This is a genomic window from Mesorhizobium sp. RIZ17, assembly GCF_051127865.1.
In the GTDB taxonomy this organism is placed as follows: Bacteria; Pseudomonadota; Alphaproteobacteria; order Rhizobiales; family Rhizobiaceae; genus Mesorhizobium; species Mesorhizobium humile.
Genome location: NZ_CP147861.1, coordinates 537,776 through 550,515, shown reverse-complemented (window position 1 = coordinate 550,515; position 12,740 = coordinate 537,776). Strand labels below are relative to the sequence as shown.

Below are 12,740 nucleotides of genomic sequence, written 5' to 3'. Positions count from 1 at the left end.
TCAGCTCTTCACCACCATTGTCATCATCGAATGGAAGGCTTTGACGATCGCCGTGTTGAGCTCGAAGGAGCGGCGGACCTCGCCGGCCTTCATCAATTCCTGCTCGACAACCACGGTGTTCTTCGAAGGCATGATCGCGCCGTCAGCGTCTTCCGGCTTGACGTTGAAGCCGGCATTGGCCGTTTCGGCGCCAAGGTGGCCGGTCTGCGTGGCGGCAAGCGTCACCGCGGTCCGGTCGAGGACCTTTTCGAAGGGCTCGACGTCATTGGCCGTGTAGCCCGGCGTGTTGGCGTTGGCGATGTTGGAGGCAATCGCCGACTGACGCACGGCCAGCCATTGCGACTGCCGCGTGGCAAGATCGAAAAGATTTACGGGTTCCATGGGAATCTCCCGGGCAATTACGCACAAGACTAGGCGGCCAGTCTTGCGCGGACCTTGCGCGGGATGGGTCACGCGACCCGGCGCCGTTACCTGGAGAGCTGGATCACCTTGTCGGCGCTGGTGACGATCACCCACTTGCCGCCGCGCTGCTCGATCGAGGCGACGCGGCTGGAATCGGGCAGGACAGAGCCACGCTGGACGATCCACAGACCGGTATCGTCCTCGATCATGGCGCGACCGTTGGCGATATGGACCATCTTGAATTCCGAAGCGGCGGCCGGGAAGGGCTGGTCGCCGGGCGGCGGCGCGGGGTCGTCCTGCACCGTTCCGGTGGCGAACAGGTCGATATCGGCGTTGGGTACGTCCTTGGCCGTCAGTGGCCCGCTGCGTTCGGCCACGACGCCACCGCCCGCGCGTCCAGAATTGCTGCCGCTGCCGCCGAACTTGATCGCCTGAACGCCGAACTGCTCCTGATTGAAGAAGATATACCAGGGGAACAACGCGCAGATCAGGCCGAGCGTGATCCCAAGCGCGGCGATGACGAAATCGCTGCGGCGATCGGCGCTCTTGTCGGCCAGGCGCGGGAACTGGGCTTTCGGCGGCTCCGGCCATTCGGTCCGGGGAAAGAGGCCGTCGAGCAAGGAATCGCGGCTAGCCTGTGCAACGTCGGCGGTGGAAGTCCGTGGTGGATGCGGCCTGTCGGCTTTGGTCAGAAGCGCTGTTGCCTTCTCCGTCCTCGCGCGGGCGGCCCTATCCTTGGCAAGCCTTGCCGCGTCGGCCTCGGCTCTTTCCGCCGCCTCGGCCTCGGCAAGCATGTCGCGCAACATGCGCTCGGTGTATTGGAGCTCAGTCTCCTTGATCGCCATTCAGCTTCCCCTTGAGATGGCGGGCGAGGTCGGCGAACGGATCGGCCGATGCGCGGTCCCTCGGCGATTGCGTGAGCGCCTGGTAGATCACCGGCACCTGGCGCACCGCGTTGTCGAGCTCGGCATCGGCACCGCTTTGATAAGCGCCCAGCAGACGGATGTCGCGCGTGTCCTCGAAGCGCGCGATCATCGATTTCAGCCTTGTCACCAGCATGCGCTGCTCGGCGCTCCAGGCCTTGTCGGCGAGGCGGGAGATCGACGACAGCGGATTGACCGGCGGATAACGGCCCTGCTCGGCAAGCGAGCGGTCGAGCACGACATGGCCGTCGAGGATGCCGCGCACCGAGTCGGCGACGGGATCATTGTGGTCGTCGCCGTCGACCAGCACGGAAATGATGGCGGTGATCGAACCCCTTCCCTTGACTCCGGGGCCCTCGGCTCCAGGCCCGGCGCGTTCGAGCAGCTTCGGCAGGTCGGTGAAGACCGAGGCCGGATAGCCGCGCGCGACCGGCGGCTCGCCGGTTCCGGTCGCCACCTCGCGCAGCGCATGCGCGAACCGGGTGATGGAATCCAGCACCAAGAGCACGCGATGGCCTTGGTCGCGGAAATGCTCGGCCACGCACATGGCGGTGTCGGGCGCGCGGCGGCGCATCATGGCGCTTTCGTCGCTGGTGGCGACGACGGCGACGGTCTTGGCCATGCTCTCGGCGCCGATCGTGTCCTCGAGGAATTCGCGCACCTCGCGGCCGCGCTCGCCGATCAGTGCCACGACCACCGTATCGAAAGCCTCGGCGCCGGCCAGCATCGCAAGCAGCGTCGACTTGCCGACGCCGGAACCGGCGAAGATGCCGAGCCGCTGGCCGAAGCAGAGCGGAGTGAAGATGTCTATCACCCTGACGCCGGTGAGGAAGCCGGTGCCGACGCGCTGGCGCGCCAGGGCGCCCGGCGTCGCGGCATGCGCGACCTCGGCGGCATTCGGCCTGATCAGCGGCGGTCCGCCGTCAATGACGCGGGTCAAGGCATCGATGGCGCGCCCGCGCCACGAGACATGCGGCGTGACGGCGAGCGGGCCGCGGCGAAAGACGGCGTCGCCGATACCGGCATCGGCGCTGCGCTCGAATGGCGCGACCACCACCTCGTCGCTGCCGATCTTGACGATCTCGCCGCGGCGTGTGCCGGCCTTGCCGCGCTGCTCGACGATGTCGCCTAGCCTGGCAATCCCGGACAGGCCGCGGACCTTGTAGTGCGTCGGCGATATCTCGGCGACGCGGCCGCCGCGCGCAAGCAGCGCCTGCGGATCGTCGAACCGCCGCCAGACGCGTTCGAGCGCGGCCAGCCTGTCCGTGTGCCCGGTATCCGCCGGGCTCTCCGAAGCGCGCAACAGGGACGAGCCGGTCGTCATGCCGTCACTTCGAGCCGAGCGTCTTGATCGCGTCGTCGGTGGAGGAATCGGTCTGCCGCATCAGCGCCGCCGTGTTCTCGAAAGCGCGCTGCACCTGGATCAGCCGGGTCATTTCCAGCACCGGGTTGACGTTCGACTCTTCCAGAAACCCTTGCGCGACGCCGACGTCCGAGCGATCGGTGACAGGTTCGGGCGTGCGCGCCGGAACGATGCCCGAATTGCCATAGCGGACGAAATTCTCGCCGGGGTCGAAATCGTAGAGGCCGAGGGCTCCGACCAACTGGTCGTTCTGCCTGAGCGAGCCGTCGGCGCCTGCCTTGGGCGGGCCGTTGCGCGGATCGAGCTGGATCGGGGCGCCGCCGCTGTCCAGCACCGGATAGCCTTCGATCGACATCAGTTCACCGTTCTCGTTCATGGAGAAACGGCCGTCGCGCGTCATCACCGTGCCGGCTGGCGTGTCGATGGCGAACCAGGCGTTGCCCTGGATGGCGAAGTCGAACGGGTTGCCGGTTTCGGTCAGCGCGCCATGCGCACCGGACAGATAGGTCTTGCCGGAGGAGGCGAAGGAGACCGACTTCGGCCCGGTGCCCGAGACCACGTCCTCGAACTTCACGCCGGTGGCGCGAAAGCCGATGGTCGAGGCGTTGGCGACGTTATCGGCGATGGTGTCGAGACGACGCTCGAGCGCGATCTGGGAGGAAAGGGCGACGTAAAGGCTGTCCTGCATGATCTTCTCAGAACTTCAACTGCTGCATGGCCATCATCAGATCGGTAGAGATGCCGACGGTGGTCGGCTGCGCGAAGAGCACGCTGACCGACGTCACGGCCGTCGAGGTCGGATGGGCGATCTCGTACATGCTGGTGAAGCGGGTCAGGAACTTGCTGAGCTTGGCCGGGTCGGTGAAGTCCTTGATGTCGAGCTTCTGCCCGAACAACTGCGCCTGCTTGTCGACGTCGGCGGTGGCGAAGGAATCGGGCAGGCCGAGCGCGCTGCGCACCACGCTGGCCAAAGCGGTGTCGGCCAGCACGTCGTACCAGCTGGTGATGTCGGGCGCCTTGCGCTGGAAATAGAGCGCCAGCCGGACGCCTTCGTTGCTCTGGCCGGCATTCTCTTCCAATGTCTGGCGCAGATACATGTCGACGGTCGGCTGCTGCGCCGCAACGCGAGTGGTGGTCGTGTCGCCGTACTGCGCGAAGTTGAAAGCAGCGGCGAGGCCGGCATAGGCCTTGTTGGTTTGCTGGTTGGCGACGCTTTTGGGATCCTTCACGCCGCCTTGCAGGACGGACTTGATCAGGTCCTTGTTCTCGGTGGCCGAATCCAGGCCGAACGCGGCCAGCGCGTAAGTATAGAGCCGACCGTTCGACATCAGATCGTCGATCGACTTCACCTTGGTGATGTTGGCGAGATAGTAGGTCGTCTCGCCTTTCACATAGTCCGAATTCGGATCGAGGCCGGCGATCTCGGCCTGTGCAGCGTAGTTCGCTGTAACTTGCTGCTGTGTCGGGTTGTAGACCGTCGCATTGGCGCCGTCGGCCGCGAAGTTGAAGGCAGCGACGAACTGGGCGTAGCGCTTGTCGGTCAGCTTGTTGGCGAAGCTGTCGGTGTTGGAGACGCCTTCCTTCAGCGCCTTGACCATGAAGGCCTTGGCATAGTCCATGTCCTCCAGTCCGTAAGCCTTCATGGCATATTTGAACAGGCGGTCATTGTTTACGAAATCGTCGATCGATTTAACCTTGCCGATATTGGCCAGATAATATTGCGTATCGCGATCGACCGTCGGCTGTTGCTCGACCTGGGTGATCGATTTGTTGATGTCTTTGGCGATCAACTGGTAGCTGGTGTAGGTACTGAGCAAGGACACGCCTCCGGCCGAAGCTATCCCTGCACAATAGCGTCACTTCCTTGCGCGAAGCTGAATCGCGTTCGCTGCCTTCGATTCAAGCCTCACACAAGGCACGGGGACTATCCCTGATCCACGACGTGACATGCGGAAGGACCTGTCGTGGGCATTCTGATCGGACTTGTGGTGACGCTCGGCTGCGTTCTCGGCGGCTTCATGGCCATGGGCGGGCATCTGCATGTGCTGCTGCAGCCTTGGGAAGCGGTGGTCATCTGCGGCGCCGCGCTCGGGACCTTCCTCGTCGCCAATCCGATGAAGACGGTCAAGGACACCGGCAAGGGCATTCTCGAGGCCTTCAAGCAGGCGGTGCCGAAGGAGCGCGACTACCTCGAGACGCTGGGCGTCCTGCACAGCCTGATGCGCGAATTACGCTCGAAGTCGCGCAGCGAGGTCGAGGCGCATATCGACAATCCGGAAGAGTCGGCCATCTTCCAGGCCTTTCCGACCGTGCTGAAGAACCACGACCTGACGAATTTCATCTGCGACTATTGCCGCATCATCATCATCGGCAATGCCCGCTCGCATGAGATCGAAGCACTGATGGACGAAGAGATCCAGACGATCCGCACCGACAAGCTGAAAGCCTATCACGCAATGGTCGCGGTCGGCGACGGCCTGCCGGCGCTGGGCATCGTGGCGGCGGTGCTCGGCGTGGTGAAGGCGATGGGCGCGCTGGACCAGTCGCCGGAAATCCTCGGCGGCCTGATCGGCGCGGCACTTGTCGGAACCTTCCTCGGCATCTTCCTGTCCTATGCGGTGGTCGGTCCGGTCGCCACCAAGATCAAGACGGTGCGCGAAAAGAAGAACCGCCTCTACATCATCGTCAAGCAGACGCTGCTTGCGTATATGAACGGCGCTTTGCCGCAGGTGGCGATCGAGTTCGGCCGCAAGACCATTTCCTCCTACGAGCGTCCGACGATCGATGCTGTCGAGCAGAGCACCATGAACGCCGGCATCGCCGAGAAGAAGGCGGCCTGAGCATGCAGCATCTGAGACAGGGCCGCCTGCCGTCATGACAAGTCCGGGCAGTCCTTCGCAAACCCGGGAGTTGATCATCGAGCGGCTCGTCGGCGACAGCGGCGAGGCGGCGCAGGTGATCGGCGCCGGCCGCGGCATGGCCGAGCGAGCGCTGCCGGTGCTGCAGAAGGCGCTTGCAGGCGAGCTCGGCGCGCCGGTGAGCGTGGATCTCCAAGTGGTGGAGGTCGGCCGCGTTCCCGAGGCCCGTTCGCGCGCCGGCGACGCCTTTGCACTGAGCGTCGTCTCGTCGCCGGCTTCGGCCGACGCCATGACGCTGGTGATGGATGCGCAAGCGGTCGCCGTGATGGTGAGCGCACTGTTCGGCGGCGATCCCGACCAGCCGGTGGCGCCGATCGAGCGCGACCTGTCGCAGATCGAGGCCGATGTCGCGACCACCGTGTTCCAGGAGGTCGCGACGGCACTCAACGGATCCGGCAAACGTTCGCTCGACCTGCGCCTACCGGTGCCGAAAGCAATGTCCGGCAACGATGCGAGGCGGCGCGTGCTGCGCGACGGCGCCGCCGTGCGCATCGTCTATGGCCTGTCGACGCCGTCCGACAGCGGCACGCTCACGGTGATGATCCCGCAGCGCCTGCTGCTTTCCGCGCGCAGCGGCGAGGCCGCCACGGGCGAGGGGGGCGAGGCCACGGAATTCGACTGGCGGGCCCGCTTCTCCGAAGAGGTGATGCGCTCGACCGTCCGGCTCGAAGCGACGATGCCGCTTGCCCGGCTGACGCTCGGCGACCTCGCCGCATTCGAGCCCGGCCAGGTGATCGAATTCGAGGAGAATGCGCAGATCAACGCCAGGCTCAGCGCCCGCGACAAGACACTGTTTGTCTGCGAGTTCGGCAAGCTGGGGCAGAACTACACCGTCCGCATCAGCCATCCGCATGATGCCGGGCAGGATTTCATCGACGGACTGCTGCCGGGCTGACGCCGGGCCTGGGATTCATGGAGACGACAGATGGCAAAAACCAAGGTGGAAGCCGAACCCGATCAGCCCGACGAACAGCTCGACCGCGCGATCGAGGAACTGCGCGGCGTGCTGCGGGAAGAGGAAAAGCGCCCGGATGCCGCCCTCCAGTCGGGCGCCAATTCCTCCATCATCATGACCATTCCGGTCGATGTTCAGATCATCCTGGGCAGCACCGAGATGCCGGTGTCGGAGCTGATGGCGCTGCAAAAGGGTTCCACCGTCGCGCTCAACCGCCGCATCGGCGAGCCGGTCGACGTCGTGGTCAACGGCCGCAAGATCGCGCGCGGCGAGATCACGGTGCTGGAAAGCGATCCGACGCGTTTCGGCATCCGGCTCACCGAAATCATCGCCGCGACGAAGAGCGCCTGAGAATGGCCGGCGTGCGGACCAACCGGCAGCGAGGGCAACACGCATGACGACGGCATTGGCGCTCACACGTCCGCAAAAGGCGGCGGCCATATTGGTGGCCATGGGCAAGCCCGCGGCCAGCCGCCTGCTCAAATTCTTCAAACAGGACGAGCTGAAGGCGCTGATCGAGGGCGCGCGTCTCTTGCGCACCATTCCGCAGGCCGATCTGGAGCGCATCGTCGCCGAGTTCGAAGCCGAGTTCACCGAGGGCGCCGGCCTGCTCGATTCAGCCGACCGGATGGACACGATCCTCAACGAATCTCTGTCGCCGGAGGAGATGAGCGCCATCATGGGCGAAAAGAAGTTCGAGCCGGTCCCGGAAGGACCTCCGCCGATATGGCCGGACCTCGAGAAGCTCGAGCCGGCGCGGCTTGGCGGCTTCCTTGCCGGCGAGCATCCGCAAACGTCCGCCATGGTGCTTTCGAAGCTCGCGCCGCAGACAGCCGCAAACGTGCTGCTCACGATGGAAAAGCCGATGCGCAGCCAGATCACCAAACGCATGGTGACGATGGCCAACATCCCGGACGCGGCGTCCCGGATCGTCGAGAACCAGTTGCGCGTGAGCGTGCTGTCGCAGAAGGCCAGCAGGGACACGTCCGCCGGCCAGGAACGCGTTGCCAGCATGCTCAACGAAATGGCGAAGCCGGAGCTGGACGAACTCATGCAGGACCTGGAGAACGCCAACACGCCCGATCTCGCCGGCGTCAAGTCACGGCTGTTCGCCTTCGACGACCTGCCGCTACTGCCGCAGAAAGCCCGGGTTCTGCTGTTCGACGGGCTATCGACCGAACTCGTCACGCTGGCGCTGCGCGGCGCGCCGCCGGAACTCGCCGAATCGGCGCTGTCGGCGATCGGCGCACGCTCTCGCCGCATGATCGAGTCCGAGCTTGGACAGGGATCGGAAGGCATTGCGCTTGCCGACATCATGGCGGCGCGCAAGAGCATATCGGTCGCTGCCATCCGGCTGTCGCGCGAAGGAGCTTTCGAGCTGCCTTCGACGCAGACCGCCCCCGCCGAAGCCGCCTGACGATACCGACCCGGTCAGAGCGCCATGGCTGAAGCGGTCGACAAGGATTCCAAAACCGAGGAAGCCACAGAAAAGAAGATCCGCGACACGATCGAACAGGGCAAGCTGCCCCATTCGCGTGAGACCGCGATCTTTGCGTCCTTCCTCGCCATACTGGTTTTCGCCGTCTTCTACGCCAAGGACGCGATCGTCGATCTCGGCATGTTCCTGTCGACGTTCCTGGAAAAGCCGGAAGCCTGGCCGATGGACACCGAGACCGACGTCATCTCGCTCTACAAGCAGGTGATGACCGAGATCGGCCGCGCCGTGGTCAGCCTCTTGGTGCTGCTGACGGTTGCCGGCATCGGCGCCTCGGTCTTCCAGAACATGCCGCAAATCGTCGGCGAACGGATCAGGCCGCAGCTGTCGCGCATCTCGATCGCCAAGGGCTGGAGCCGGATGTTCGGCGCGCAGGGCTGGGTCGAATTCCTGAAGTCGCTTGCCAAGCTCGGCTTCGCCATCGCGGTGCTGAGCTTCACGCTCTCGGAAGATCATCGCAAGCTGCTTGCCGGCATGATCACCAACCCGGTCTCGTTCGGCATGGTCATACGCGGCATCTTCGTCGACATTCTTGTGGCGATCGTCTTCGTCATGGGGCTGATCGCGGTGATCGACATCGTCTGGTCGCGTTTCCACTGGCGGCGCGACCTGCGTATGACCAAGCAGGAAGTCAAGGACGAGCTGAAGCAGTCGGAAGGCGATCCGATCGTCAAGTCGCGGCTGCGCTCGCTGGCGCGCGACCGGGCGCGCAGACGCATGATGACGGCCGTGCCGCGCGCGACGCTGGTGATCGCCAATCCGACGCACTATTCGATCGCGCTGAAATATGTGCGCGAGGAAGATTCCGCGCCGATCGTGCTGGCCAAGGGACAGGACCTGGTAGCGCTCAAGATCCGCGAGATCGCCAAGGAGAACAACATCCCGATCTTCGAGGACGTGGCGCTCGCGCGCTCCATGTACAAGCAAGTTTCGGTTGATAGCGTGATCCCGTCGCAATTCTACCAGGCGGTCGCCGAGTTGGTGCGGATCGTCTACTCGAAAAAGGCCGCGCGCAAAGCAACCCAATGAACGGACGCCGCTAATCCATGGACCGGCAACCACACGCCAACTCCCGCGAGCTTATCGTCGCCAGCGCCATCGAGCCCGTTGTGGGTGAATTGAGGCTCATCGACGTTGCCGACTATATCGCCTTCATCCGGCTCGAGCATCTCGCCTGCCTGTCGGATCTGGTGGATTCGGCGGCCGAGCTTTACTTCCGGCCAGGCACGCTGCGGCTCGGCCATGGCGCGGAGGCGCATGTCGACTGGAGCGGCAGCCCGCGCATCGTGCTCGATCTCGAGCTGCGGCCACGCGGCGTGACGGTCTATTTCCAGCTGACGCTGACCGAGCACGAGGCGTCCGTGGTGGTCAACTATGTCTCGTTCGAGAAGCCCGGCGAGACGCCCGAGCACAACACGGCCTTGCTCGAGGACGCGATCGAAGAGGCTCGCATCCGCAGGACCGAGCCGCTCGCCTTTTGATTGCAGTCGTCCCGAACCTCGCTATGGCGCGCTCAAAGCGCCGCGCGCTGAGACGGATTCAGGCGACGCGCTTTAAAGCATGTCTCCCGAAAGTGGGTCCGGTTTCGGGACAAAGACATGCTTAAAATCAAAAACTTAAAGCAGGTCGCGTGAATCCTTTTTCACGCGACCTGGTTTAAGCCTTGGTTTTGATGCGTGTCCCTCAAAACCGCGGCATGCATTGGCGCGGCTATTCGATCAGGCCGAGCCGCAACGCTTTGGCGACCGCCTGGTTGCGGTTGACCGCGTTGAGCTTCTGCGTCGACTGGGTGAGATATTGGTTGGCGGTATGTACCGAGAGCTTGAGGAGCTTGGCGATCTCCTCGCTGGTGTTGCCGTTGGCCGTCAGCTTGAGGCATTCGAGCTCGCGCTTGGAGATCGAACGCGTTTTGCCGGCGTCGCCGGGGCGGATGCGGGCGACCGCCGCGAAAAGCGCGAAGGAGCGGGCGTGGATCTCGCAAAGCGTTTCGTTGGACAATGCGATCTCGGAGCCCAGGAAGACGACTAGCCCACATTGACCGCGATCGGCGTGCACCGGAAGGGCGATGCCGTTGGTGCCGGGCGCCAGCGGCGCGGTCGGCTCGGCCCAGGCGAGCGACTGAAAGACCTGTCGCGACCCGGCGGTGCCGTCGTCGGCCCACCAGCGCGGCGCCGTCGAGAGACGGCTGTGGCGCACCATATCCTCGCCATTGGCGCCGGAGATGAACTTGGTCGCGACCGCGGTGCCGGGATAGTCGGAATCGAAACACGCGACCAGTCGCGCGCGCTCGGGCGAGGGGCTGACGAAATAGAGCCCGAAGGCCGAGGCGTTGATATCGACGGCGATCCAGCGGCAACGCCGCACGGCATCCGGAATGGTGACCGCGTGATGGGTCTCCGAGCCGAGCGAGAAGGCGCCAAACGGATTGCGCTGATCGTTGAAAAGGGCGGCTGCCGCCTCTCTGACCTGTGCGTGCTTCAAATGATGCCGCTCCTGATCGCGGTCGCGATCGCCATCGCGCGGTTGCTGGCCGCGAACTTCTGGATGGCGTGCGTGATGTAGCTGTTGACGGTGTTCGACGAGACACCGAGGATGACGGCCACCTCATCGGTGGTCTTACCTTCCGAGACCCAGAAGAGGCATTCGCGCTCGCGGTCCGACAGCGGATCCTGCATCGATGCCGCCGCGATCAGCTGCGGAATGCTGGAAAGCGCATAACAGCATTTGAGCTGCGCCTTCATCAGGGCGGTCAGGTCGATCCTGCCCGCCTCGGCGGCCGAGAACAGCACGAACAGGCGCTGCCGGCCAACATTCAACTTCAGCGAATAGATTTCAGCGTGGCCGAGCACGTCGAGCAGGCGGGCTTCCTCACCGGTCAGCAACGCGCCGGCGTCAGGCGCGTGCGCCGCCACCAACGGCTTCGGGCGTATGCCCGGCGCCACGGTCAAGGGACCCAGCGCCAGATTGGCAATCAGCCTTTTGCCGATCAGCTCGATGGCATCGAAGATCCAGTTGGAGGAGACGATGCGCGCATCGTTGCGGTCCTGGTCATGCACGATGGCGACCAGCATGTAGCTGTCGGCGCCGATATCGGCGGCAAGCTGCATGAAGAAGGAGGTGAGATCGCCGCGCGACGTCAGGCGCGAGCCTGAAGTGTCGGGTTGGAGAAGCGCGGCGGGACTGCTCATTTTAATTCTTGGATTCTTGCCGGAATCGATCCTTGTGCCCGGTGTTGGCGAAGCCAACAGCCGGACCCGAAACGCGTCACGTTTACGAAGACACACCCACGGGCGCGAACGGCGCCCAACCGCGCCGAATCCCTCCAGGGAACGCGAAACCGTCCGCGTCTGGTACCGGCCTGGCGCCGGAACTTGAGACTTTGGGTGGTCGCCGCGCCCCCCATGGACCGGCTGATTCGGGTCTAATCTACCCGCAGATGAATCCGACATCAAACGCGATTTGACAAAATCGAATCCGGTGGACTCGCTTTGCGACTCAGCAGCCGGTCTTCGCGTTACTTGGCGGTGATTTCAAAGTCGAATTGAGCCGATGATTCCGCGGCGGGGCGCAAAAAAAACGCCCCCGGTTGCGTCCGAGGGCGTATGTCCCTGAATGGGATTGGTTCAGCGATCCTCGAAACCGGTCAGCACGCCAACGGCGTTGATGCCGATCTCTTCGACGGCGTAGCCGCCTTCCATGACGAACAGCGTCGGCAGGCCGAGGCTGGCGATGCGGCGGCCGATCTTGGGATAGTCCTCGCTCTTCAGCTTGAACTGGCTGATCGGGTCCTTCTCGAAGGTGTCGACGCCGAGCGAGACGATGACGACGTCGGGGGCGTAGGCCGCGAGCTTGGCGCAGGCGTCCTCCAGCGATGCGCTCCAGCCGTCCCAGTTGGTGCCGAAGGGCATCGGGTAGTTGATGTTGAAGCCTTCGCCTTCGCCTTCGCCGCGCTCGTCGGCATGGCCGAGGAAGAACGGATACTCGACCATCGGATCGCCATGCAGGTTGAGGACCTGGATGTCGCCGCGGCGATAGAAGATCTCCTGCGTGCCGTTGCCGTGATGGTAGTCGACATCGAGGATCGAGACGCGTTTGGCGCCCTGGTCGCGATACCACTGCGCGACGACGGCGGCGTTGTTGATGAAGCAATAGCCGCCCATGAAGGCAGCACCCGCGTGGTGGCCGGGCGGGCGGCAAAGCGCGAAGGCGGTGGGCTCGCCGCCCTTGACCAGGGCGGCGGCGGTCAGCGCGACGTCATAGGAGGACTTGATCGCCGCCCAGGTGCCTTCGACGAAAGTGGCGCCGGCGTCGAAGGAATAATAGCCGAGCAAGGCATCGATCCGCTTCGGCGGCACGTCGCCGCGCAGGCCGCGCGTCGGCCAGGTGAAGCCCATGGCCGAGCCTGTGAAACCGGCAGCAACCCATTCCGGCCAGACCGTCGGCAGGAAATCGATGTAGTGGGCTTCATGCACGCGCTTGGCGGCGGCGAGGTCGTGCTCGACCGGCCCGATGATCGGCCCGAGCTTCTCGCTCTCCACCCGCGCCCTGATGAATTCAGCCCGCGACGGCTTCTCGAAGCCCGGCACGATCGCCGACGTGACCAGTTCCATCTGGCCTGAATGGCCGGCGTGAAGCGGCGAATAGACAGTTTTCATAGAAATTCCCCTGGAAGTGCGAAATCGGT

General features: G+C 64.3%; 14 protein-coding genes. 6 read left to right on the top strand and 8 right to left on the bottom strand.

Going from position 1 to position 12,740, the window contains the following annotated elements; translation table 11 throughout:
* The 5 genes from flgB to WDX12_RS02685 all read right to left on the bottom strand — a co-directional run bounded on the left by flgB (window position 1) and on the right by WDX12_RS02685 (window position 4,505).
* Window positions 1-381 (bottom strand): flagellar basal body rod protein FlgB, encoded by a 381-nt coding sequence (gene flgB, locus WDX12_RS02705; protein ID WP_320293195.1) that lies wholly within the window; start codon window positions 379-381, stop codon window positions 1-3.
* 86 nt (window positions 382-467) lie between these two features.
* Window positions 468-1,247 carry a hypothetical protein gene (locus WDX12_RS02700; protein ID WP_434723839.1) on the bottom strand — a complete coding sequence of 260 codons (780 nt, stop codon included), beginning with the start codon at window positions 1,245-1,247 and terminating at the stop codon, window positions 468-470.
* Window positions 1,228-2,649 (bottom strand): flagellar protein export ATPase FliI, encoded by a 1,422-nt coding sequence (gene fliI, locus WDX12_RS02695; RefSeq protein ID WP_434723838.1) that lies wholly within the window; start codon window positions 2,647-2,649, stop codon window positions 1,228-1,230. Before fliI ends, WDX12_RS02700 begins: the two co-directional genes overlap by 20 nt.
* Window positions 2,650-2,653: 4 nt before the next feature.
* Window positions 2,654-3,376, bottom strand: coding sequence for a flagellar basal-body rod protein FlgF (gene flgF / locus WDX12_RS02690; protein ID WP_434723837.1), 723 nt, complete (start codon window positions 3,374-3,376; stop codon window positions 2,654-2,656).
* Between the two features lie 7 nt (window positions 3,377-3,383).
* Window positions 3,384-4,505: a DUF1217 domain-containing protein gene (locus WDX12_RS02685; RefSeq protein WP_434723836.1), complete on the bottom strand. Its 1,122-nt coding sequence runs from the start codon at window positions 4,503-4,505 to the stop codon at window positions 3,384-3,386.
* Between the two features lie 147 nt (window positions 4,506-4,652).
* Between WDX12_RS02685 and motA the strand changes: the two genes are divergently transcribed.
* The 6 genes from motA to WDX12_RS02655 are packed head-to-tail and all read left to right on the top strand — an operon-like array spanning window position 4,653 to window position 9,537.
* Window positions 4,653-5,528, top strand: coding sequence for a flagellar motor stator protein MotA (gene motA, locus WDX12_RS02680; RefSeq protein ID WP_434723835.1), 876 nt, complete (start codon window positions 4,653-4,655; stop codon window positions 5,526-5,528).
* A gap of 34 nt (window positions 5,529-5,562) precedes the next feature.
* Complete coding sequence (locus WDX12_RS02675; RefSeq protein WP_434723834.1) at window positions 5,563-6,501, top strand: FliM/FliN family flagellar motor switch protein; 939 nt, start codon at window positions 5,563-5,565, stop codon at window positions 6,499-6,501.
* 30 nt (window positions 6,502-6,531) lie between these two features.
* Complete coding sequence (gene fliN, locus WDX12_RS02670; RefSeq protein WP_041004676.1) at window positions 6,532-6,912, top strand: flagellar motor switch protein FliN; 381 nt, start codon at window positions 6,532-6,534, stop codon at window positions 6,910-6,912.
* Window positions 6,913-6,955: 43 nt separating this feature from the next.
* The gene (locus WDX12_RS02665) at window positions 6,956-7,978 is read left to right on the top strand and encodes a flagellar motor switch protein FliG (protein WP_434723833.1); all 1,023 of its coding nucleotides are present in this window, start codon (window positions 6,956-6,958) and stop codon (window positions 7,976-7,978) included.
* A 24-nt stretch (window positions 7,979-8,002) separates the two neighbouring features.
* The gene (gene flhB / locus WDX12_RS02660; protein WP_320293203.1) at window positions 8,003-9,085 is read left to right on the top strand and encodes a flagellar biosynthesis protein FlhB; all 1,083 of its coding nucleotides are present in this window, start codon (window positions 8,003-8,005) and stop codon (window positions 9,083-9,085) included.
* A 17-nt stretch (window positions 9,086-9,102) separates the two neighbouring features.
* A complete protein-coding gene (locus WDX12_RS02655; RefSeq protein WP_320293204.1) occupies window positions 9,103-9,537 on the top strand; it encodes a hypothetical protein in 435 nt (144 codons plus the stop codon).
* Window positions 9,538-9,766: 229 nt separating this feature from the next.
* Here WDX12_RS02655 and WDX12_RS02650 read toward each other — a convergent pair whose 3' ends face one another.
* The 3 genes from WDX12_RS02650 to WDX12_RS02640 all read right to left on the bottom strand — a co-directional run bounded on the left by WDX12_RS02650 (window position 9,767) and on the right by WDX12_RS02640 (window position 12,711).
* A complete protein-coding gene (locus WDX12_RS02650) occupies window positions 9,767-10,537 on the bottom strand; it encodes a response regulator transcription factor (protein WP_434723832.1) in 771 nt (256 codons plus the stop codon).
* Window positions 10,534-11,244 carry a helix-turn-helix transcriptional regulator gene (locus tag WDX12_RS02645; RefSeq protein WP_320293206.1) on the bottom strand — a complete coding sequence of 237 codons (711 nt, stop codon included), beginning with the start codon at window positions 11,242-11,244 and terminating at the stop codon, window positions 10,534-10,536. Before WDX12_RS02645 ends, WDX12_RS02650 begins: the two co-directional genes overlap by 4 nt.
* A gap of 435 nt (window positions 11,245-11,679) precedes the next feature.
* Window positions 11,680-12,711 (bottom strand): histone deacetylase family protein, encoded by a 1,032-nt coding sequence (locus tag WDX12_RS02640; protein WP_434723831.1) that lies wholly within the window; start codon window positions 12,709-12,711, stop codon window positions 11,680-11,682.
* Window positions 12,712-12,740 lie beyond the last annotated feature (29 nt).

What these genes read in the sequence shown, in the direction of transcription:
- WDX12_RS02675 (WP_434723834.1), top strand. Translation starts at nt 5,563, where the DNA reads ATGACAAGTCCGGGCAGTCCTTCGCAAACCCGGGAGTTGATCATCGAG.
- flhB (WP_320293203.1), top strand. Translation starts at nt 8,003, where the DNA reads ATGGCTGAAGCGGTCGACAAGGATTCCAAAACCGAGGAAGCCACAGAA.
- fliI (WP_434723838.1), bottom strand. Translation starts at nt 2,649, where the DNA reads ATGACGACCGGCTCGTCCCTGTTGCGCGCTTCGGAGAGCCCGGCGGAT.
- WDX12_RS02700 (WP_434723839.1), bottom strand. Translation starts at nt 1,247, where the DNA reads ATGGCGATCAAGGAGACTGAGCTCCAATACACCGAGCGCATGTTGCGC.
- WDX12_RS02640 (WP_434723831.1), bottom strand. Translation starts at nt 12,711, where the DNA reads ATGAAAACTGTCTATTCGCCGCTTCACGCCGGCCATTCAGGCCAGATG.
- WDX12_RS02665 (WP_434723833.1), top strand. Translation starts at nt 6,956, where the DNA reads ATGACGACGGCATTGGCGCTCACACGTCCGCAAAAGGCGGCGGCCATA.
- WDX12_RS02655 (WP_320293204.1), top strand. Translation starts at nt 9,103, where the DNA reads ATGGACCGGCAACCACACGCCAACTCCCGCGAGCTTATCGTCGCCAGC.
- flgB (WP_320293195.1), bottom strand. Translation starts at nt 381, where the DNA reads ATGGAACCCGTAAATCTTTTCGATCTTGCCACGCGGCAGTCGCAATGG.
- flgF (WP_434723837.1), bottom strand. Translation starts at nt 3,376, where the DNA reads ATGCAGGACAGCCTTTACGTCGCCCTTTCCTCCCAGATCGCGCTCGAG.
- WDX12_RS02645 (WP_320293206.1), bottom strand. Translation starts at nt 11,244, where the DNA reads ATGAGCAGTCCCGCCGCGCTTCTCCAACCCGACACTTCAGGCTCGCGC.
- fliN (WP_041004676.1), top strand. Translation starts at nt 6,532, where the DNA reads ATGGCAAAAACCAAGGTGGAAGCCGAACCCGATCAGCCCGACGAACAG.